The organism is Amycolatopsis ultiminotia (genome assembly GCF_039536925.1).
Lineage (GTDB): Bacteria > Actinomycetota > Actinomycetes > Mycobacteriales > Pseudonocardiaceae > Amycolatopsis > Amycolatopsis ultiminotia.
On sequence record NZ_BAAAZN010000012.1, the window covers coordinates 186,243 to 207,695 of the forward strand.

The 21,453-nt window shown below is 69.8% G+C and carries 13 protein-coding genes; 6 read left to right on the top strand and 7 right to left on the bottom strand.

Translation table 11 applies throughout. The annotated features are described in order from the left end of the window. The first annotated feature begins 10 nt into the window (after window positions 1–10). Together ABD793_RS26360 and ABD793_RS26365 are read left to right on the top strand one after the other, a co-directional pair. Window positions 11–721: a histidine phosphatase family protein gene (locus ABD793_RS26360; RefSeq protein ID WP_344864613.1), complete on the top strand. Its 711-nt coding sequence runs from the start codon at window positions 11–13 to the stop codon at window positions 719–721. A gap of 86 nt (window positions 722–807) precedes the next feature. After that, entirely contained in the window at window positions 808–2,859 is a 2,052-nt protein-coding gene (locus tag ABD793_RS26365; RefSeq protein ID WP_344864838.1) for a M3 family metallopeptidase, read from the top strand. Window positions 2,860–3,149: 290 nt separating this feature from the next. Here ABD793_RS26365 and ABD793_RS26370 read toward each other — a convergent pair whose 3' ends face one another. From ABD793_RS26370 to ABD793_RS26390, 5 genes are all read right to left on the bottom strand, one after another. Next, on the bottom strand, window positions 3,150–4,139 hold the full coding sequence (locus tag ABD793_RS26370; RefSeq protein ID WP_344864615.1) for a malate dehydrogenase: 990 nt from the start codon (window positions 4,137–4,139) through the stop codon (window positions 3,150–3,152). An 81-nt stretch (window positions 4,140–4,220) separates the two neighbouring features. Next, entirely contained in the window at window positions 4,221–6,314 is a 2,094-nt protein-coding gene (locus ABD793_RS26375; RefSeq protein WP_344864617.1) for an FUSC family protein, read from the bottom strand. Next, window positions 6,311–9,466, bottom strand: a complete 3,156-nt coding sequence (locus tag ABD793_RS26380; RefSeq protein ID WP_344864619.1) for a GH92 family glycosyl hydrolase — start codon at window positions 9,464–9,466, stop codon at window positions 6,311–6,313. The genes ABD793_RS26375 and ABD793_RS26380 overlap by 4 nt, the downstream gene beginning before the upstream one ends. Window positions 9,467–9,544: 78 nt before the next feature. Continuing rightward, window positions 9,545–10,312: a DinB family protein gene (locus ABD793_RS26385; RefSeq protein WP_344864621.1), complete on the bottom strand. Its 768-nt coding sequence runs from the start codon at window positions 10,310–10,312 to the stop codon at window positions 9,545–9,547. A gap of 138 nt (window positions 10,313–10,450) precedes the next feature. Next, entirely contained in the window at window positions 10,451–14,323 is a 3,873-nt protein-coding gene (locus ABD793_RS26390) for a GH92 family glycosyl hydrolase (protein ID WP_344864623.1), read from the bottom strand. Window positions 14,324–14,605: 282 nt separating this feature from the next. On the opposite strand from ABD793_RS26390, the gene ABD793_RS26395 reads away from it, so the two are divergent. Next, window positions 14,606–15,265 (top strand): class I SAM-dependent methyltransferase, encoded by a 660-nt coding sequence (locus ABD793_RS26395; protein WP_344864625.1) that lies wholly within the window; start codon window positions 14,606–14,608, stop codon window positions 15,263–15,265. Window positions 15,266–15,400: 135 nt separating this feature from the next. Here the strand turns inward: ABD793_RS26395 and ABD793_RS26400 are convergent, their stop codons facing one another. Together ABD793_RS26400 and ABD793_RS26405 are read right to left on the bottom strand one after the other, a co-directional pair. After that, on the bottom strand, window positions 15,401–16,699 hold the full coding sequence (locus ABD793_RS26400) for a M20/M25/M40 family metallo-hydrolase (protein ID WP_344864627.1): 1,299 nt from the start codon (window positions 16,697–16,699) through the stop codon (window positions 15,401–15,403). Then, a complete protein-coding gene (locus ABD793_RS26405; RefSeq protein WP_344864629.1) occupies window positions 16,692–17,519 on the bottom strand; it encodes a M55 family metallopeptidase in 828 nt (275 codons plus the stop codon). The genes ABD793_RS26400 and ABD793_RS26405 overlap by 8 nt, the downstream gene beginning before the upstream one ends. A 146-nt stretch (window positions 17,520–17,665) precedes the next feature. On the opposite strand from ABD793_RS26405, the gene ABD793_RS26410 reads away from it, so the two are divergent. The 3 genes from ABD793_RS26410 to ABD793_RS26420 are packed head-to-tail and all read left to right on the top strand — an operon-like array spanning window position 17,666 to window position 21,449. Beyond that, window positions 17,666–19,498: an ABC transporter substrate-binding protein gene (locus ABD793_RS26410; protein WP_344864632.1), complete on the top strand. Its 1,833-nt coding sequence runs from the start codon at window positions 17,666–17,668 to the stop codon at window positions 19,496–19,498. A gap of 5 nt (window positions 19,499–19,503) precedes the next feature. Then, window positions 19,504–20,532, top strand: a complete 1,029-nt coding sequence (locus tag ABD793_RS26415) for an ABC transporter permease (RefSeq protein WP_344864634.1) — start codon at window positions 19,504–19,506, stop codon at window positions 20,530–20,532. Next, the gene (locus ABD793_RS26420) at window positions 20,529–21,449 is read left to right on the top strand and encodes an ABC transporter permease (RefSeq protein WP_344864636.1); all 921 of its coding nucleotides are present in this window, start codon (window positions 20,529–20,531) and stop codon (window positions 21,447–21,449) included. The genes ABD793_RS26415 and ABD793_RS26420 overlap by 4 nt, the downstream gene beginning before the upstream one ends. Window positions 21,450–21,453 lie beyond the last annotated feature (4 nt).

Genomic DNA, 21,453 nt, shown 5'->3' on the forward strand with positions numbered 1-21,453 from the left:
GGGTGGCGGCGTGAGTACGGTCATCTTGCTGCGGCACGGGAAGTCCACCGCGAACGGGTCCGGGGTCCTTGCCGGGCGCACCCCGAAGGTCGGGCTCGACGAGACCGGCCGGGCGCAGGCCGCGGCACTGCCGGGGCGGCTGGCCGGGGTGCCGGTGGCCGAGCTGGTGGTGTCGCCGATGCTGCGTTGCAAGCAGACGGTCGCCGCGCTGGCCACCGAGTACCGCCTCGACCGGACCGTGGAGCCCCGGCTGTCCGAAGTGGACTACGGGGACTGGACCGGGCGTGAGCTGAAGACGCTCACGAAGGAGCCGCTGTGGCGGGTGGTGCAGGCGCATCCATCGGCCGCGGTGTTCCCCGGCGGGGAAGGCCTGGCCGCGATGCAGGCGCGCGCGGTGGCCGCGATCCGGGCGCACGACGCGCGGATCACCGCCGAGCACGGCGAGCACGCGGTGTGGGTGGCCTGCAGCCACGGGGATGTGATCAAGGCGATCCTTGCCGACGCGCTGGGCCAGCACCTGGACGCGTTCCAGCGGATCGTGGTGGACCCTGCGTCGATCTCGGTGGTCCGCTACACCGAGACCCGCCCGTTCGTGCTGCGCGTGAACGACGGCGGCGGCGACCTGGCCGGACTGGTGCCCCCGCCGCCGAAGCCGGGACGGCGCCGGAAGAAGAAGGCGGGCAGCAGCGACGCGGTGGTGGGCGGCACCACCGGGCGGTGACCCCGGCCTGCGCGGTGGTCCTTTCGGCGGGTGCGCGAACCCGTAGGGTGGGCGGAACCGACGTGGAGAACCAGGAGCGCTACCCGATGATTTCGCCGGACAACCCGTTTGCCGTCCCCAGCGAGCTGCCCTACGAGCTGCCGCCCTTCGACCGCATCTCCGAAGAGCACTACCGGCCTGCCTTCGAGGCCGGGCTGGCCGAGCACACGACGGAGATCGAGCGCATCGCCGGGGAGCAGGCCGAGCCGACGTTCGACAACACGATCGCCGCGCTGGAACGGGCAGGCGCACTGCTGGACCGGGTGTCCGGCACGTTCTTCAACCTGGTCGGCTCGGACGCCACCGAGGAGATCCAGGCGATCCAGGCGGAACTGGCCCCACGGCTGGCCGCGCACTCCGACGCGATCCACCTCGACCCGCGGCTGTTCGCGCGGATCGACGCACTCCACCGGCGCCGCGGCGAGCTCGGGCTGGCTCCGGAGGAACTGCGGCTGCTGGAGCGCCGGCACACCGACTTCCGTCGTGCGGGGGCCGGGCTGCCGGACGCCGAGCAGGAGAAGCTTCGCGCGCTGAACGAGCAGCTGTCCAGCCTGCAGACCCGGTTCGCGCAGAACCTGTTGCGCGACACCAACGAGCTCGCCGTGGTGCTCGACGACGCCGCTGAGCTGGCCGGGCTGGACGAGGGTGCCGTCGCGGCAGCCGCTTCGGTGGCCGCGGAGCGGGGCCTCGACGGCAAGTACGTCCTCACCCTGACGCTGCCGACCGCGCAGGCGGCACTGGAGTCGCTGGAGAACCGTGCGGTCCGGGAGCGGGTCTTCACCGCTTCGGTCTCCCGGGGCAACCGGGACAACGAGTTCGACAACAAGGCAGTGGTCACCGAGATCGTCCGGCTGCGGGCGGAACGGGCCGCCCTGCTGGGATATCCGAACCACGCGTCGTACGTGATCGAGGACGAGACGGCGAAGACGCTGGACGCGGCGAGTGGCCTGCTGGAGCGGCTCGCCCCCGCAGCGGTCGCCAACGCCAACGTCGAGGCCGCGGAACTGCAGCGGCATCTGGAAGCCGATGTCCCCGGTGCGACGCTGCAGGCGTGGGACTGGGCCTTCTACGCGGAGAAGGTGCGCCGCGAACGGTACGATGTGGACACTGCGGCGCTGCGCCCGTACTTCGAGCTGGACCGGGTACTGCAGGACGGGGTGTTCTTCGCCGCGAACCGGTTGTACGGCTTGACTTTCACCGAGCGGCACGACCTGCCGAAGTACCGCGACGAGGTGCGGATCTTCGAGGTCTTCGACGCCGACGGCAGCGGGCTCGGACTGTTCCTGATGGACTACTACGCGCGCGATTCGAAGCGCGGCGGCGCGTGGATGAACAACTTCGTGGACCAGTCCCGGCTGCTCGGCAAGCGCACCGTGGTCGTGAACGTGCTCAACGTGTCGAAGCCGCCGGCGGGGGAGCCGACCCTGCTTTCGCTGGACCAGGTGCGCACGTCGTTCCACGAGTTCGGGCACGCACTGCACTCGCTGCTGTCCGGGGTGGAGTTCCCGGCGTTCTCCGGGACGAACGTGCCGCGGGACTTCGTCGAATACCCTTCGCAGGTCAACGAGATGTGGCTGATGTGGCCGGAAGTACTGGCCAACTACGCGAAGCACCACGTCACCGGCGAGCCGCTGCCGGCCGCGCAGGTGGCGAAGCTGAAGGACGCGGAACAGTACGGTGAGGGCTTCGCCACCACCGAGTACCTTGCCGCCGCGCTGCTGGACCTCGCCTGGCACCGGATCGGCCCCGGCGACCGGGTGGACGACGTGCAGCGGTTCGAGACGGAGGCGCTGGAGAAGGCGGGCGTGGCGCTGGCGAGCATCCCGCCGCGCTACCGCACGACCTACTTCAACCACGTGTTCGCCAGCGGGTACAGCGCGGGCTACTACTCCTACATCTGGAGCGAGGTCCTCGACGCCGACACCGTGCAGTGGTTCACCGAGAACTCCGGCCTGAAACGCGAAAACGGCGACCACTTCCGCAGCACCCTGCTGGGCCGCGGGGGGAGTGTGGACCCGATGGCGGCCTTCGAGGCCTTCCGGGGGAGGGCACCGGAGATCGAGCCGTTGCTGACCCGCAGGGGACTCGGCAATGGTTGATTCAAGTGTATAACGTCCTATACGGCGGGGGTTTGGTGAAAACTTCCGTCGTATAGGACACCGCTTACCGCTGCCAATCCGAACCCGCAACGAGCGACCGAACCCTTACCCGCGAAAAGCCGGTGAAGGTCGCTGTGCTCGGGACGCTGACCGCCGACGCGCTGTGTAAGAACATGCAGGCCAAGTTCTTCGGACAGGCTGACCTGGTGTGCGTTCGGCTTGCGCGCACCGACGAGGAGGGGCCGCCCCGGTATCGCACCGGGGCGGCCCCTCCTCGGGTGGCGGGTGGCTCAGACCAGGCCGAGCTTCTGCACCGCGTCGCGTTCCTCGGCGAGTTCGGCGACCGAGGCGTCGATACGGGTGCGGGAGAACTCGTCGATCTCCAGACCCTGGACGATCTCGTACTTGCCGTTCTTCGCGGTGACCGGGAAGGACGAGATGAGGCCTTCCGGGACGCCGTAGGAGCCGTCGGACACGACCGCGGCCGAGGTCCAGTCGCCTTCGGGGGTGCCGTTGACCCAGGTGTGCACGTGGTCGATCGCGGCCGAGGCGGCCGAGGCGGCCGAGGACAGGCCGCGGGCCTCGATGATCGCGGCGCCGCGCTTGGCGACCGTCGGGATGAAGGTGTCGGCGAGCCAGGCCTGGTCGTTCACGGCCTCGGCGGCGTTCTTGCCGTTGACCTCGGCGTGCTGGATCGACGGGTACTGGCTGGCCGAGTGGTTGCCCCAGATGGCCAGCTTCTTGATGTCGGTGACGCTGACGCCGAGCTTCTTGGCCAGCTGGGCCAGTGCGCGGTTGTGGTCGAGGCGGGTCATCGCGGTGAACCGGTCGGCGGGCACGTCGGGGGCGTGCGACTGGGCGATCAGGGCGTTGGTGTTGGCCGGGTTGCCGACCACCAGTACCCGGATGTCGTCGGCTGCGCCCGCGTTGATGGCCTCGCCCTGTGGCTTGAAGATACCGCCGTTGGCCTCGAGCAGGTCGCCGCGTTCCATGCCCTTGCTGCGCGGGCGGGCGCCGACCAGCAGTGCGACGTTGGTGCCGGAGAAGGCCTGCTTGGCGTCGTCGAAGATGTCGATGCCTGCCAGCAGGGGGAAGGCGCCGTCGTCGAGCTCCATCGCGGTGCCCTCCGCCGCCTTGACCGCCTGGGGGATCTCCAGGAGCCGCAGCTTCACCGGGGTGTCGGGGCCGAGCAGCTGACCGGACGCGATGCGGAACAGCAGCGCGTAGCCGATCTGGCCGGCCGCACCGGTGACGGTGACGTTGACAGGGGCTTGGGTCATAGCGGGTTCTCCAGGTCGAGACGGCTTTGGCTAGTACCTGGATGCTAGCCTCCCCGCCGGTCGTCGTCCGGGTGCGTCCAGTCACTCTCCGGCGGGCACCGGATCGGCGGCTTCGACGCCGAAGATGCGGCCGAGTGCGATGAGGCCTTCGTCGAGGTGGCTGAGGCTGGAGAGCACGGCGCGGGTTTCGGCTCCGTCGATCCGGTCGGAGACCGGGGTGCCGTCGTCGCGGACGAGTTTTTTCTCCTTGGTGGTACCGGGGTGGGTGACGGCTTCGTGGATCCGGTCGACATTGGCGGCGATCCGGCCGGTGAACTGGTCGAGCCGTTCGGCGACCGGGCCGGTGAGCTGGCCGGGCTGGGCGCGGGCGGCGACGTGCCGGGCGCGGAAGGCGATGCCTTCGAGGGTGGTCAGTACGTGCCAGCCGTAGTCGCGCCGGGCGCTGCGCAGATTGATCGGGTGGGTGAGCGGTTCGATGGTGGTGCGGACCTGTTCGACGGCGCGGTCGAGGTCGCGGGACATTTCGATGATGTTCAGGTTTTCCCTGCCGGACATCACCTCGGCGGCGGATTCCAGGAACTCGTGCAGTTCGTCGAGTGCGACACCGACGTCGTCGAGCATCACCGAGCGGGTGCGTACGGGGAGGATGACGAGTGCGGCGAGCAGGCCGCAGGCGGCGCCGACGGCGGTTTCCGCGACGCGGATCCAGAGCACCGAGATGCTGAAGGTGCCGAGCAGGCTGTAGAGCAGGCCGAGCATGCTGGTGATGAAGAACGCCATGAGGAACTGCGACACGCGGGACGTGTAGACCATGCCGAAGACGCAGACTCCGATGAGCGCGAGGATCGCCGGGGTGTTGCCGCTGACGAGCAGGGCGAGTGCGACGCCGCCGACGATGCCGAGCAGGGTGCCGCCGGTGCGGCGGAGGCCTTTCACGAAGCGGGCGCCTGCGCTGGAGGTGCCGATGAACACGACGAACACCGTCAGGACTGCCCAGTACCAGCGCTGGTGCGAGATGAACTGGCCGGCCAGTACTGCGAGCCCGGCGCCGAGCACGGCCTGGATGGCGCTACGGGTCTGGTTGTCGTAGGCGAACGCCTTGACCGGTTCGGGGTCTTCGGTTCCGTCTTCGGTGGTGGTGTCCATTGTGGATTCGCGGTTGGCGACGCGCTGGGCCCGGTCGTCGGCGACGGCGAGTTCGGCGAGTGCGCGGCGGATGCCGTCGCCGGGGCGGGCGCGGTCGTCGATCCGGCTGCCCTCGACGAGCATCCGGCTGTATTCGCCGGTTTGGCTGATCAGCGGGAGTTCTCGGGGGTCGCGTTCCATCAGGGAACGGAAGCGGGCGAGCCGGGCGACGAGGTCGTCGGCGACGCCGGGGGGCAGCGGCTGGGTGCTGGTGCGGCGGGCGGTGATGGTGAGCCAGTTGACGGCGAGTTCGACTTCGATGGCGCGGCGGCGGAGCTGGTCGGCTTCGCGGGCGTCGACGACGTCGGTGGCGTTGTCTTCGATCAGCAGCACTGCTTCGTGGAGGCGGGCGAGTGCGGTGCGGATCTGGCGGTCGCTGCGGTCGCCGCCGCCGTTGGTGATGGTGGTTTCGGTGGCGCGTACGGCGGCGGCGACGCGGGCGCGGAAGGCCCGGCGGATGCGGATGAGCTCGCTCTCGGCGTTGCGGCGCAGGAGGACGAATCGGACGACGGCGTTGGCGGCGAGGCCGAACAGCAGCGAGATGATCAGCTGGGGGAGCTGGGAGAGGTGTGCTTGCAGGAACATCGGGAAGAAGAACAGGAAGAACGTCATCGATCCGAGTGCGGTGCCGCGGGGGCCGAAGCGCTGGACGTAGACCGCGACGAAGATGAGCAGGACGAAGATGACGGTGTCGAGCGGGGCGTAGGCGGAGCCGAGGCAGGCGGCGGTGATGGTGGCGCTGCCGACGACGGCGGCGAGGCAGAGGGTGAGGGCCTGTCCTCCGCTGGTGGCGTCGTTGATGCTGAACGCGCTCATCATGGCCGCGATGGCGGCGATGAGCGAGGTGGTGAGGGGGAAGTGCAGGGGGGTGAGTGCGCCGATCGCGATGGCGATGCCGAGTACTGCGGAGGCGGCGAGGCGCAGCCGGACGAGGCCGGGGTCGGCGGCGGCGAGCCGGTCGAGGAAGGCGTTGCGGAGGTCGGCGATCATCGGGCGAGCAGCTCCCACTGGGCGAGGGTGACGCGGCGGCGGGTGGCGGCGGTGATGCGTATCCGGTAGTGCCGGCACGCCGCGGGTTCGGGGAGGGTGAACGGGCGGGTCTGGCGGCGCCAGCGGAACAGTTCGCCGGTGCGTTCGTCGAGGGTTCGCCAGTGTTGTCGGTCGTCGGAGCCTTCGAGTGTCCAGGTGCGGGGGTCGCCGTGGTGGTTGCCCGAGGTGAGTGTGTAGAGCACGACTTCGCGTAGTGGTCCGTGTGCGGTGAACTCGATGACCGGGGTGCGGGTGCGGAAGGTGGTTTCGGTGCGGCTGGTGTTGTCGGTGAGCGCGGCGGTGGGGCCGTCGGGGCTGTGTGCGGTGCCGGTGAGGTCGGTCAGTGGTGTGGGTGGTGCGGGGGTGACCGGTTCGGTGCCCCAGGTGCCGGGTTCGGCGCGGACGTCGAAGTCCAGTACTGCGCCGCGGGTGAGTGTGGCGTGCCGGAGGGTGGCCTGGTGGTGGGGTTCGCCGTCGATGGTGAGGCCGTGCACGTAGGGCGTGTCGGCGGTGGTGGCGCGGTCGGCGGTGGCGGCGCGCGGTGCTCGGATCACCAGGTCCTTCCCGTTGTCGAGGTGCACGGTGGCGGTGCGGAACAGGGGTGCGCACGTCACGTAGCGGGGCGTGCCGACGGCGAGTGGGTACAGACCGAGGGCGGTGAAGACATACCAGGCGGACATTTCGCCGTTGTCTTCGTCCCCTGGGTAGCCCTGGCCGAGTTCGCTGCCTTGGTAGAGGCGGCGGAGTACTTCGCGGACGGTGCGCTGGAGTTTTGCTGGTGCGCCGGTGAAGGCGTAGCTGAACGGGATGTGGTGCGAGGGCTGGTTGGAGTGTCCGTACTGGCCCATGCGTACGTCGCGGGCTTCGGTCATTTCGTGGATGGGTTTGCGGTAGGTGCCGGGTTTGCGGCCGGTTTCGGGGGTGCGGAAGAACTCGTCGAGCTTGGCTTCGAGGGCTTGCGTGCCGCCGTGGAGTGCGGTGAGGCCGGGGCCGTCGTGGGGGACGGAGAAGGCGGTGTTCCAGGCGTTGGTCTCGACGAAGTCGCCGCCCCAGGCTTGCGGGTCGTAGCCGTCGGCGGGGAAGTGCCGTCCGCCGTCGGGGGTGCGGCCCTGGAAGAAGCCGGTGTCCGGGTCGAAGTGGTGGGTGTAGTGCTGGGCGCGCTGGCGGAGGTAGACGGCGTTGTCGGTGAACCGGCGGGCGCGGGCGCCGGTGCTTTCGCGGGCGAGTGCGTCGGAGAGGTTCGCGAGGGCGAAGTCGTTGAGGCAGCCTTCGAGGGCCCAGGAGAGTCCTTCGCGGGTGGAAGTGGGGGTGTAGCCGAGGAAGGGGGAGCGGTCGAGGCCTTTGCGGCCGACACCGGGACGGGGTGGGGTGACGGTTGCGTTCTTGAGGGCCGCGTCGTAGGCGGCTTCGACGTCGAAGTTCGTGACGCCTTTGAGGTAGGCGTCGGCGAAGGCGGCGTCGGAGCTGGTGCCGGTCATCAGGTCGGCGTAGCCGGGGGAGGACCAGCGTGCGATCCAGCCGCCTTCGCGGTATTGCTGGACGAAGCCGTCGATCATCCGGCCGCACTGGTGTGGTGCGAGGAGTGCGTACGCCGGCCATGCGGTGCGGTAGGTGTCCCAGAATCCGTTGTTGACGTAGAGCTCGCCGTCGACGATTTTCGCGCCGGTGCGTCGGCGGGTGCTGGGCCGGATGCTGCGTACGACCGGGCTTGCGTGCCGAGTGCCGCGCGGGGTGTTCTCGTGTGCTCGGTTGGGGTAGAGGAACAGTCGGTAGAGGCACGAGTAGAAGGTGGTCAGCTCGTCGTCGGAGGCGCCGTCGAGTTCGACTCGGCCGAGCAGTCGCTGCCACTGGTCGCGGGCCCGGTCGCGGACCTGGTCGAACGTGGTGCCGGCGGGGATTTCCAGGTCGAGGTTCCGTTTCGCCTGGGCGAGGCTGATCAGCGAGGTGGCGATCCGCAGCGTGACCTCGGGTTCGGCGAACTGCAGGTATCCGGTGACGGTGCGCCGGAACGGGCGGCGGATCCGGGCGCCTCCGGTGGGGCGCTGGTCGGCTTCGGCGTGGACGAACATGCGGCGGGCGCCGGTGGAGAGCCTGCTGCGGACCCAGGTGTGTCCGGTAACCACACCGGTGTCCGGGTGGATCCGCAGGCCGCCGCGGTTGCGGGTGTTGTCGAACAGCACCCAGCCCTGGTTGTCCGGGAAGGTGAACCGGGCCATCGCGCAGTGGTCGGCAGGGGCGAGGTCGGCGGTGATCCCGCCGCGGAACCGGACGCCGTAGTGGTGCGGGCGGTCGGTTTCGTCGTCGTGGGTGAACGCGAGGGCGCGGCGGGTGCGGTCGGGTTCGACCGGGCCGGTGCCGGGCATCAGGTGGAAGGTGTGCCGGTCGCCCATCCACGGGCTCGGCTGGTGGCTGACGCCGAGTGCCTGCAGCCGTGGCTCGTTCCGGTCGTCGTTGTGCCGGTGGTAGGAGTAGAACCAGCCCAGTGCCCGTGCGTCGGTGATCGGGGTCCAGAAGTTGAAGCCGTGCGGTACCGCGGTGGCGGGGAAGGTGTTGCCGCGGGAGAACTCGGTGCCGGAGTGGGTGCCGCGGGTGGTGCGTACGTGGTCGACGAGGTCTTTCGGCTCGGGCAGCCGCTCGGCGAGGCGGACGTCGTCCAGCCAGCCGGTCACTTCGCCGGCTCCGGGTGGGTCGACGAGCAGCACGATCCGGCGCGCGCGGCGTCCGGCGAATGCGCCCAGTGGCCGGCGCACGAGGTTCCATTGGTCCACGTACAGGGTCTTCGCTTCGCCCTGTGCGGTGGCGGCGAATCCGGCGCGGCTGCCGTCGTCGAATTCGACGTCGAGGGCGACGTAGGTGCTGCGGTAGGTCGGCACCGGGCCGTCGGAGGCCGGGAAGACCACATACGACAGTGCACTGTGGGCGGTCACCGGAACGTCTACCTCGAACAGAGTGGCGCGCGTCGGCGCGGAATACCGCAGGGCCCGCAGGCCGGTGTATCCGACGCCGGGCTTCGCGGTCGGTGACCACTGCGGGCCGCGGTCCACCGCTGCTCCCGGGGCGACCGGCTGCGGATCATCCGCTTCGAACGAGGAGAAGAATCCGGCCGTGGTCACGTCCCCACGGTAATCGCTGCGGGGCCGAGTCACCCGCCGCGCGACACGGACGCAGGCGGCCGGGGCACTGCGCGGCGGTTACTGCGGTTCCGCCACAGCCGCCTCGAGCACTGCGAGGTCCCGCACTGCGTAACGGTGATGCTCGGCTTCTTCCTTGAGCACGACCTTGAGGCAGCGGCGCACGACGTACTCCTGGTCGGGATACGGGTCCGCGGGCTTGCGAGCGCACACCCGATCGAGCTCGGCCTCGGTGAGCCCGTCGACGACGCGCCGCATCGTGGCCATCCGAGTGAGCCGCGGCGCGAGTACCTCATCGAGGGTCGGGGCGGCTTCGAGGGTGAGCCCGAGTTGCGCTGCTGCGGCGGGCGGCATCCCGCCGTGCGGAAGGCCCAACGGGTGGTACGGCGCATCCTCCTCGAGCACGGCGTTGCCGAGCCAGGCGTCGCCGGCCATCAGCAGGTGCCGTTGGGTCTCGACGAACGACCACTCGCCGTTGACCTGCTCATGCAGCTTGGCTTCGGGCAACAGCCTCGCCCGGTTGAGCGTCGCCGCCCATTGCGTCTCCGTGGCGTCCCAAGCAGCCCGGTAGTCCTCGGGCGAGGTCGCCTCCCGCGCCAGCGCCCGTGCGGGATGCCGGCGGTCGAGCTCGGCCTCGACGTAGGCGGTCACGTCGACGTCGTTGACGACCAGACGCGCGAAATCACCGCCGAGCTGGACGTCGCCGCCATAGCAGTCGACGATTTTCAGCCCGCTCACCTCGCAGTCGCGGATCTCGAGACCGGCGAGGTCGCACAAGTGGATACGAGCACCGCGGAACCGGTCGCTCTGCACGTATTCGGACACCACGGAAGCAGTCTCGCGTACCTTTCCCGCCCACGCCAGGTCCGGTACCGAGTCGGCCCGGAGGCCGGCCGGCGAGATCGCGACCCGCTGCGCGTGAGCGTGGGCCGTCCCTTCACCGGACGGCCCACGCTCACGCGCCGGTCAGCCGGCCGGCGGGCGAGCCGGTTTCGGATCCGGCTTGCCCAGCAGTTCGAACTCGGCCAGTGCCGGTGTGCCGCCGGTGGCCGCGGTGACTTCGAGCCGGTAGTAGGCGTAGTGCGCCGGGTTCTCGACCGCGAACGACCGCGTCTGCTGCCGCCACGGGAAGGTCTGGTCGGTCTGCTGATCGGCGACCGTCCAGTTCTTCCCGTCGTTGGAGCCCTTGAGCACCCAGCTCTTCGGATCGCTCGCGCCGGTGCCGGAGGTGAGCGTGTAGTGCGTGACCGCTTCGTCGGTGGACTTCAGCTGGTACTGCACCGCACCGGTCACGTTCGCCTGGGTGCCGGAGGTGTTGTCCACCAGCGCCGAGGCGTCCGAACCGTCCGAAGTGGACACCGTGCCGAGGCCGGGGCCGGTCTCGTCGTGCAGCGGCGTGGGCACCGCGTCGCCGGTGGTGATCGACTTGGGTGCGTCGTCCGGTCCGGTGCCCCACTTCGACGGGTTCGGGCCCATGTCGAAGTCGAGCGTCGCGCCGTGGGCGAGCACGTCCTGCGGCAGCGACGTGGAGGTCCACGCCTTGCCGTTGACCTTCAGGCCCTGCACGTAGACGTTCTTCGCGGAGTTCTTCGGCGCGTTGATCACCAGGTCGCCGCCGGGCAGGTGCACGGTCGCCTTGGTGAACAGCGGAGAGCCGACCGCGTAGTTCGGGCTGCCCATCTGCAGCGGGTAGAAGCCCAGCGCGCTGAAGAGATACCAGGCGGACATCTCGCCGTTGTCCTCGTCGCCGGGGTAGCCCTGGCCGAGTTCACCGCCGGTGTAGAGCCGCGAGAGTGCCTCCCGGACCTTGGCCTGGGTCTTGGCGGGCTGGCCCGCGTAGTCGTACATGTAGAGGATGTGGTGCGAGGGCTGGTTGGACAGGCCGTACTGGCCCATCCGCACGTCCCGCGCCTCCCGCATCTCGTGGATGGTGCCGTCGTAGGTGCCGGGGAAGGTGGCGGTCTCCTGATCGGCGAAGAACTGGTCGAGCTTCGAGCCCAGTTTGTCCTTGCCGCCGTAGAGGTTCGCCAGGCCCTGCCCGTCCTGCGGCACGGTGAACGCCATGTTCCAGCCGTCGGTCTCGGTGTAGTCCCCGCCCCATACGCGCGGGTCGTACTGGTCCGGGGTCTTGGTGAACGTGCCCTTCGCGTCCTTGCCCTGGAAGAATCCGGTGCTCGGATCGAACAGGTTCACGTACTGCTGCGCCCTGCTGGTGAAGTAGTGGTAGTTCTCCAGGTACTCGGCCTTGCGCGGATCGTTCGCCGCGGCCTGGTCGTAGAGCTTCTTCGACAGGTTCGCGATGCCGAAGTCGTTCACGTAGCCCTCGATCGCCCAGGAGAAGCCCTCACCGGTCGAGTTCGGCGTGTAGCCGAGGAAGGTCGACTGATCCAGGCCCTTGCGGCCGACCGCGGAGTTCGGCGGGGCCACGGTCGCGTTCTTGAGCGCCGCGTCGTAGGCCGACTTCACGTCGAAGTTCGAGACGCCCTTGAGGTAGGCGTCGGCGAACGCGACGTCGGAGCTGGTGCCGGTCATCAGGTCGGCGTAGCCGGGGGAGGACCAGCGCGCGATCCAGCCGGCGTCGCGGTACTGCTGCGTGAACCCGTCGACCATCTTGCCCGCCATGTCCGGTGTGAACAGCGAGTAGGCAGGCCACGTGGTGCGGTAGGTGTCCCAGAAGCCGTTGTTGACATACGTCTGCCCGTCGACGACCTTCGACCCGGTCTGGGTGTCGGTGTCGGTGCCGGTCTTCGGGGACACCGGGCTGGCGTACCGGTATTTCGGGGCATCCTTCGTGCCGGTGTTCTCGAACCCCTCGTTCGGGTAGAGGAACAGCCGGTACAGGTTGGAGTACAGGGTTTCGGTCTGGTCCTTGGACGCGCCTTCCACCTCGATCAGGCCGAGCTGCTTGTCCCACGCCTGCTGCGCGGCGTCGCGCACCGCGTCGAAGCTCTCGGCCGGGGCGATTTCCTGTTCCAGGTTCTTCTTCGCCTGGTCCACGCTGATCAGCGAGGTCGCGATCCGCATCGTCACGGTCTTGTCCGCGCCCGGGTCGAATCGCAGGTAGCCGGTCACGTTGTCGCGGTCCTGCCCGGTGAGCTTGCCGCCCGCGCTGACCGGCTTGTCGAACGTGGCATAGACGAACATCCGCCCTGCCCCGGCGGACAGGCCGCTCTTGGCGTCGGAATAGCCGGTGAGCGTGCCGTTCGCGGGGTCGAGGGTGAGCCCGCCGGAGTTGTTCACGTTGTCGAAGATCAGGCTGGAATCGGCGCCGGGGAAGGAGAACCGCATCATCGCCGCGTGATCGGCCGGTGCGATCTCGGTCTTGATCCCGTTCTGGAACGTGACCCCGTAGTAGTGCGCCCGCGCCACCTCGTGGTCGCGGGTGAACGGCAGCGCCCGCTTCTCCCGGTTCGCATCCGGCACGCCGGTCGCGGCCGAGGGCATCACCTGGAAGGTCTGCCGGTCACCCATCCACGGGCTCGGTTCATGGCTCACGCCGAACGCCTGCAGCGACGGCAGATTGTCCGTGTTGTTCTGCGAATGGTAGTTGTAGAGCCAATTGTCCGCCTTGGCGTCGGTCACCGGGGTCCAGAAGTTGAACCCGTGCGGGACCGCGGTGGCCGGGAAGTTGTTGCCACGGGAGAAGTCGCCGTTGGCGAGTGTGCCGCGGGTGGTGAGCACGTTGTCGCTGGGCCGGGTGCTGGCAGGCGGCGTCGGAGTCGCGGAGACCCGTACGTCGTCGAGCCAGCCGGTGAACGGCCCCGGCCCGTCCGGATTGTCGTAGCCGAGCGCGATCCGGGCGATCGTCTTGCCTGCCGCGACCCGGCCGATCGCCGAGCGCACCAGATTCCACTGGTTGGTGTAGAGCACCTTGCTCTTGCCCTGGCCGTCCGGGGTGAGGCCGAACCCGTACTGGTCGGTGGCGCCGAGGTCGCGCAGGTGCGTGCCGTCGGTGAAGTCGAGGTCGAGCGCGACGTTCGTGCTCGGGTACTTCAGGTCGCCGTTCATGAACTGCGGCTGCACCTTGTAGGACAGTTCGGTCGTGGCGGTGACCGGGATCTGCACGTCGAAGAGCTTGTTGTAGGAGTAGCCGTGCCCGGCGGCGGACTGGCTGCCCGCGTACCGGAAAGCCGACTTGCCGGTGAAGCCGACGCCGTTCTTGTTCGTGTAGCCGTCCGCCGGGCCGGCGTCGACGAAGCTGCGCATCGCGGGCAGCGGCGGCGGGAGCGGGTCGTCACCCAACTGCAGTTCGGCGATCTGCAGTGCGTCCTCGCCGTGGTTGCGGGTCACGTCCAGCCGGTAGTACCGGTAGCCGGTGCCCGGGGCGGCGAGCTGGTAGTCCTTGCGCTGCAACCGGTCCGGGAACGACTGGCCGGTCTGCTTGTCCAGGTCCGTCCAGTCGGTGCCGTTGTCGCTGCCCTGCAGGGTCCAGTCCTGCGGGTCGCGGCCGGCGAAGTCGCCGGCCGAGGTGATCGCGTAGTGCGTGATCGTGCTCGGCGCGGTGAGTGTGACCTGAGCCCATGCCGACGGATCGTGCGAGAGCCACTTCGTGCCGGGCTTGCCGTCGATCAGGTTCGCGGCGATCTCCCCGCCGTCGGAGTTCTCGTTGCTCGCGCTCACCACGGTGGCACCGGTGACGCCTGCCGTGCGCGGGGTGCCGTCGGCATCGGTGTCGGCGCTGTCCTGCGCGGGCTGCGGATCGTCCGGTTCGAACGAAGAGGTGAAGTCCGGCGGCGCGGCCTCCTCCGCCGCGGCCGGGATGGCCGCGGGCAGGACGACCAGGCCCGCCGCCAACGCCGCGGCCAGCACGGCAGGCAGGGATCTGGCGCTTCGGGGCATCGTTGCTCCCAGGTCGTCGGGGCGGTACGGGCGCGCCCGCGCACGGCGGTCCGGCGGCGGCGCCCCGGAAGCGAAACCCGAGTGTGACATCGATGTCAAGGCCGGCCGGTGATCCTGGCTCGAAACAGACAAGGCCGGAGGTAACCCCGCTGCGGCGACCGGCCGCCCAGAACCCCGACGGCGGCGGGCTGCCCTGTCCCGCGGAACACCCGGACGGCGGGCAGGCGATCCGGACTGTCGAGCGCCGGGCGCGCGCGAGCGGTGCCCGGGTATAAGGGAAGCATGTGCGCCGATCGCCCCGACCCCGACGAAGACGCCCGCCAGCGAGCCGGTATCGCACTGGCCGCCGGTGACCCCGTCGGATGGTTCGAGCCGCTCTATGCCGCGGCGGAGACCGGCGACGCCGTCCTACCGTGGTTCCGCGGCGAGCCCTGTCCGGAACTGGCCGGCTGGGCGCGGGACAACCCCGGCAACGGCCGGCGCGCGCTCGTCGTCGGCTGCGGCATGGCCGACGACGCCGAACTGCTCGCCGAGAGCGGCTACGACACCTTTGCCTTCGACGTCTCGCCCAGCGCGATCAAGGCCGTGCTCAGCCGCTTCCCGGACACCCGCGTCGCCTACCGCACCGCGGACCTGCTCGATCCGCCGCCGGAATGGCGCCAAGGCTTCGACCTCGTCGTGGAAATCATGACCGTGCAGGCCTTGCCGAAGAACGTGCGCGACACCGCCATCGCGTCGGTCTCCGGTTTCCTCGCCCCGGGCGGGCTCGCGATCGTCAGCGCCGTCGCCGAGGAGCCGATCGACCCGACCGCCTGGGCCGGCCCGCCGTGGCCGCTCAACCAAGCCGAGATCGAGTCCTTCGCCGCCGAAGGCGTCACCCTCACCTCCCTGGACCGCATCCGCGACGGCCAACGCTGGTGGGCCCAGTTCACCCGGGAATGACGGCAAGGTCCCGGCGGCAGCACCCATCGAGGCGGTGCCCCGTGAAGCCGGTCGATGGCCGTCTGCGAGCGGGCCGGGTCGCCGAGTCCGATCGGCACCGCTTCCCCTTTACCGGTTCGCGGCCGGACCCGGTACTCAGCAGGACTCGAGGAACCGCTGCAGTACCCGGGTCCCGAACCGCAGTCCCTCGAGCGGCACGCGTTCGTCCACGCCGTGTGCCATCGCCCGGTACGGGAAGCCTTCCGGCAGCGCCAGCGGGGCGAAGCCGTAGCAGGCCATACCGAGCTTGGTGAACGCCTTCGCGTCCGTGCCGCCGCCCATGCAGTAGGGCACCACGACCGCTTCGGGGTCTTCGGCGCGCAGGGCGTCCGCCATCGCGTCGAACCACGGCGAGTCCACCGGGGCCTGGACCGGCGGCTGGTGTGCCACGAACTCGCGCGTCACACCCGGGCCGAGCAGCGTGTCCAGCACCTCGAAAAGCTCGTCCTCCGCACCGGGCAGCACCCGGACGTCCACCTGCGCGGTCGCGGTCGACGGGATCACGTTCACCTTGTACCCGGCCTCGAGCATGGTCGGCGTGGTGCTGTTGCGGACTGTCGGCAGTACCAGGGAACCGGCCGCGCCGAGCCGCGCCACCGTGGCATCCACGGCCGCGCCCGACGACAGGTCCACCGGCACGCCGAGCGCCGCGCCGGAGCGTTCCAGGAACGCCCGCACGGTCGGCGTGAGCTGCACCGGCCAGCGGTGCGCGGCGATCCGGTGCAGCGCGTCGACCAGCCGGATGATCGCGTTTTCGTCGTTCGGCCGGGAACCGTGCCCCGCGCGGCCCCGCGAGGTCAGCCGCAGGTGCGCGGTGCCGCGTTCGGCCGTGCCGACCGGATACAGCCGCACGGTCCGGCCGTCCGCGGCAGGCACGTGGTAGGAGTACCCGCCGGACTCGCTGATCGCGGCCGCGCAGCCCGCGAACAGCTCCGGATGCCGCTCCACCAGCCAATGCGCCCCGAAGTCGCCCCGGTCCTCCTCATCCGCGACGAACGCCAGCACGACGTCGCGGCGCGGGCGCAACCCGGCGGCCACCACGGCGAGCACCATCGCGCAGAAGTCCTTCATGTCCACCGCGCCGCGGCCCCACAGGAACCCGTCGCGCACCTCGCCTGCGAACGGCGGCACCGACCAGTCGGCCGGGTCGGCGGGCACCACGTCCAGATGGCCCTGCACCAGCAGCCCGGGCAGTCCCGGATCGGTGCCCGGGACCCGCGCGAGCACGTTCGCCCGCCCCGGCGCCGATTCCAGGATCCGCGCGGAAACCCCGTGCCTGCCGAGGAATTCCGCGACGTACTCGGCGGCCTCGCGTTCGCCTGCCGAGTTCCCGCCGCCGTGGTTGGTGGTGTCGAACCGGATCAGATCGGCACACAACTGCACGACGTCAGCCATAAATACCCTGCACTGCACCGGCCGCGATCGCGGTGACCACTTTGAACGCTTTCATCGCCTCGGTCATGCTCGGCGCCTCGAACCCGATCCGCCGTACGCCGGTCTGCTCCACGGTCGGGATCACCGCGGTGGCCTGCGCCAGATGGCTCGCGTCGAACTCCACCTCGATCCGGTGCCTGCCCGGTGCACGCTCCACCCGGCCGGCCCGCGCGATCGCCTCCCGCGCCGCCGCGGTGAGCAGGTCCGCGGTGCGTGCGGGCGGCAGGCAGATCGCCGCGTACCGGCTCACGCACTCCTTCACCGCCACCAGCTCCGCCTCCGGCGCGTACTCGCGGGCGTCGTCGCAGGTGCGGTCGTCGCCGCTGACCAGCAGCACCGGCACGCCGTACTCCGCGGCCAGTGCCGCGTTCAGCCTGCCCTCGCTGGCGGGCACGTCGTCCAGCCACACCCCGGTGATCTGGTTTTCCAGGTAGGTGTGCGAAAGCACGCCGTCGAACCCGGCACCCGCGTGGTAACCGAGGAAAACCACACCGTCCACACCGGAATCGACACCCTGCATCATGGACAGTGGCTTGTGCCTGCCGGTGAGCAGCCGGGACCGTGCGTCGAGGTCCTCCAGCACCAGGTTTCGCTGTGCGGAATGCGCCTCGTTCACCAGCACGTCCGGCGTCCCCGCGGCGAACAACCCCGCCAGCACGGCGTTGACGTCGCCGGTGAACAGCTTCCGGAACCGCTGCCATTGCGGGGTCCCCGGCACGACGTCGTCGGTCCAGGTGACCCCGGTGGCGCCTTCCATGTCGGCCGAGATGAGGATCCGCATGCGGGCACCCTAACCGGGCCGCGTCCGTCCATAACGATCGGACACGCACCGGTGCCGTCACATATTGCGGGCTTACCGCGGTATGTGGTTACTTTTCGTCCTCGGGGGAGCTCGGGGTCTGACGATGGGGTGATCTTCCAGTGCGGATGAAGCACGTTCGGCGGGGTGTCCGCCGCCTTGGCGCGATCGGCGTGGTCGCGACGCTGGTGGCGCTGCCGCTGGCCGGTACGGCCGCGGCGCAGCAGCCGGCGAACGGGAACGGGAAAGTGCTGCGGGTCGCGCTCACCACCGGCATCGACCACCTGAACCCGTTCACCGCGGCGCTGGCCGCCTCGACCCAGGTCGGCCGGTTCGTCTACGAGTTCCTCACCGTGCCGTCCGCGGACAAGGCCGAGGCCGCACCCGCGCTCGCCGAATCGTGGACCACCTCGCCGGACAAGCTCACCTGGACGTTCAAGATCCGCAAGGGCGCGAAGTGGTCCGACGGACAGCCGGTCACCGCCAAGGACGCCGCCTTCACCTTCAACCGGATGCTCACCGACGAGACCGCCCGCACCGCGAACGGCAACTACGTGGCGAACTTCGACTCGGTCGCCGCACCGGACGACAGCACGCTGGTGATCAAGACGAAGGCCGTGCAGGCCACCATGGACCTGCTGGACGTGCCGATCGTGCCCGAGCACGTGTGGGCGCCGATCAAGGACCTCTCCGATCCGAAAACCGACACCATCCCGGTCGTCGGCGTGAACGACGGGCCCTACCGGATCACCGACTACAAGCAGAACGAGTACGTCAAGTTCACCGCCAACAAGGACTACTGGCGTGGTGCGCCGAAGGTCGACGAACTGCAGCTGCTGGTGTTCAAGGACGTCGAGTCCGCGGTCAACGCCCTCAAACAGGGCGAGGTCGACGTGATCAACCGGCTCACCCCGACCCAGTTCGACGCACTGGAGGGCCAGCCGGACATCGCCACGAACAAGGCACCGGGGCGCCGTTACAACGAGATCACCATGAACTTCGGGGTGGAGAACAACGAGAACAAGCCGATCGGCAACGGCAACCCGGTGCTCAAGGACCTGCGGGTGCGCGACGCGATCGCCCGCTCGATCGACACCAAAACCATCGTGGACAAGGTGATGGGCGGCTACGGCCAGCTCGGCGGCGGCGTCATCCCGCCGATCTACCAGGCCTACCACTGGGATCCCGACCCCGCTGCGGCCCGCACGTTCGACCTCGGCGCGGCCAATGCGGCACTCGACGCGGCCGGCTACCGCAAGGGCGGCGACGGCGTCCGCACCGGCCCCGGTGGTGCCCGGCTCGAACTGCGGCTGACCGGGCACGCGAACCGCGCGTTCGACCAGCGGGTGGCGCAGTACGTCAGCGGCTGGCTGCACGACATCGGCATCTCGGTCAAGCAGGAACTGGTGTCCGACGACGAGCTCAACGACCGCACCAACGCGGGCAACTACGATCTGGCGATCTCCGGGTACGCGACCAACCCGGACCCGGACTACGCGCTGGCTCTGCACACCTGTGCCGCCCGTCCGAATGCCCAGGTCAAGGGCGGCACCACGGACACGTTCTTCTGCGACCCGCAGTACGAGCAGCTCTACGCCAAGCAGCTCACCGAAACCGACCCGGCGGTCCGCGCCGGCTACGCGAAGCAGGCGCAGGCACGGCTCTACAGCCAGGCGGTCAACGTCGTGCTCGACTACGACAACGCACTCGAGGCCTACCGTTCCGATCACTTCTCGTCCTTTGCCAAGCAGCCGCAGCCCGACGGCGCGATCCTGGAGCAGACCGGTTACTGGGGTGTCTACGGCGCGGTCCCGGCCGACGCGTCCGCGGCGTCCGGCGACAGCGGCGGCTCGAACACCGTGGTGTGGATCGTGGTCGGCGCCGTCGTGGCAGTCGCGCTCGTCGGCGGCGGGATCGCGATCGGCCGGCGGCGCGGCGTGTCCGTCGACGACCGGGAGTAGCGCGCGTGACGCAATCCCTCACCTCCGGCCAGGCCGCCGCACTCACCGATCCGGACGAGCACCGCGGCGGCACCGGCACCGTCGGTTTCGTCCTCACCAAGGTCGGCGAGGCGCTGGCCAGCATCGTGCTGGTGGTCGTGCTCGGGTTCTTCCTGTTCCGGCTGCTGCCCGGCGATCCGGTCGCGTTCATGGCCCGCGAACGGCCCACCGACCCCGGGCAGATCGCCGAACTGCGCGACCGGCTCGGCCTCGACCGGCCGATCCTCGTGCAGTTCGGGCACTACTTCGCCGGACTGTTCCAAGGCGACTTCGGCGAGTCCTACATCGAGCGGCGCCCGGTGCTGGACATGCTCGGCGAACGGCTGTGGCCCACCGTGCTGCTCGTCGGCAGCGCCACCGTGCTCGCCGTCGCGATCGGGCTGTGGCTCGGCATCCGTGCGGCGTGGCGGCGCGACAGCTTCTTCGACCGTGCGCAGACCGGCCTTGCGCTCACCCTCTGGTCGGTTCCGCAGTTCTGGCTCGGCCTGCTGCTGCTCGTGGCCACCGGGGGACTGTTCCCCAGCCGCGGCATGCACTCGCCGGACGCCGGCCCCGGGTTCTTCGCGCAGAGCGCGGACGTGCTGCACCACCTGGTGCTGCCGTGCGTGACCCTGCTCGCGGTCTTCTACGCGCAGTACATGCTGGTGATGCGCTCCTCGCTGCTGGGCGAGATGAACGCCGACTACCTGACCACCGCCCGTGCCAAAGGCCTGCGCGAGGATCTGGTCCGCCGCCGGCACGCGGTGCCGAACGCCCTGCTGCCCACCGTGACGCTGGTGTTCATGCAGTTCGGCATGGTCGTCTCCGGTGCGGTCACGGTGGAGGCGGTGTTCAGCTGGCCGGGGCTGGGCCAACTCACCTACGACGCCCTCAACGGACCCGATCTGCCGGTGCTGCAAGGGGTGTTCGTGGTGCTGGCCAGCGCCGTGGTCCTGATGAACCTGCTCGCGGAACTGCTCTACCGCGTGCTCGACCCGAGGGTGCGTACCGCATGACGGCCACGCCGGAGAGCGCCGCTGCGGAAAGCGCCCGCGCCATCGCGTGGCGCCGCCGCCGCGCCGGGATCGCCAGGACCTGGCACGAGTTCGCCACCCAGAAGGCCGCGCTGACCGGACTCTGCCTGCTCGCGCTCACCGTCGTGCTCGCCCTGGCGCTCCCGCTGATCAGCGACCAAAGCGGCCTCGACGTCACCCGGGTGAGCGGGCGCCCGCTCAGCCCGCCGGACGGGCAGTTCTGGCTCGGCACCGACATCGACGGCCGTTCGGTACTGCTGATGACCGTGTGGGGTACCCGGATCTCGCTGCTCGTCGGGTTTTCCGCGACCGTGCTCAGCGTGCTGATCGGCACCCTGATCGGCATCACCGCCGCGCACTTCGGCGGCTGGGTGTCCGCGGTCCTGCTGCGGTTCACCGACTTCTTCCTCGTGCTGCCCTCACTGGTCCTCGCGATCGCACTGTCCGCGGTGCTGCCGCGCGGCGTGTGGACGATCGTGCTCGCCATCGGGGTCACCGCATGGCCCAGCACCGCACGGCTGGTGCGCGCGCAGACCCTCACCCTGGAGAGCCGCCCGTACATCGAACGCGCCCGCGCGCTCGGCGGCGGGCACCTGCACGTGATCGGCAGGCACGTGCTGCCGGGGGTGCTGCCGCTGGTGCTCGCCAACACCACCCTGGTCGTCGGCAACTCGGTGATCGCCGACGCCACGCTGTCGTTCCTCGGCGTCAGCGATCCCAACGCGATCTCCTGGGGCGCGATGCTGGAAACCGCGCTCAACAACGGCGCGGTCACCCGCGGCGCCTGGTGGAACCTGCTGCCGCCGGGCATCGCGATCGTGCTCGTGGTGCTGTTGTTCACCCTGGTCGGCCGAGGCCTGGAAACGGTGCTCAACCCGCGGCTCAAAGGACGGGACTGACAGC

Bases quoted from the DNA above. Each gene is read 5' to 3' on its own strand.
- ABD793_RS26365 (WP_344864838.1), top strand. From the start codon at position 808: ATGATTTCGCCGGACAACCCGTTTGCCGTCCCCAGCGAGCTGCCCTAC.
- ABD793_RS26370 (WP_344864615.1), bottom strand. From the start codon at position 4,139: ATGACCCAAGCCCCTGTCAACGTCACCGTCACCGGTGCGGCCGGCCAG.
- ABD793_RS26375 (WP_344864617.1), bottom strand. From the start codon at position 6,314: ATGATCGCCGACCTCCGCAACGCCTTCCTCGACCGGCTCGCCGCCGCC.
- ABD793_RS26390 (WP_344864623.1), bottom strand. From the start codon at position 14,323: ATGCCCCGAAGCGCCAGATCCCTGCCTGCCGTGCTGGCCGCGGCGTTG.
- ABD793_RS26395 (WP_344864625.1), top strand. From the start codon at position 14,606: ATGTGCGCCGATCGCCCCGACCCCGACGAAGACGCCCGCCAGCGAGCC.
- ABD793_RS26400 (WP_344864627.1), bottom strand. From the start codon at position 16,699: ATGGCTGACGTCGTGCAGTTGTGTGCCGATCTGATCCGGTTCGACACC.
- ABD793_RS26405 (WP_344864629.1), bottom strand. From the start codon at position 17,519: ATGCGGATCCTCATCTCGGCCGACATGGAAGGCGCCACCGGGGTCACC.
- ABD793_RS26410 (WP_344864632.1), top strand. From the start codon at position 17,666: ATGAAGCACGTTCGGCGGGGTGTCCGCCGCCTTGGCGCGATCGGCGTG.
- ABD793_RS26420 (WP_344864636.1), top strand. From the start codon at position 20,529: ATGACGGCCACGCCGGAGAGCGCCGCTGCGGAAAGCGCCCGCGCCATC.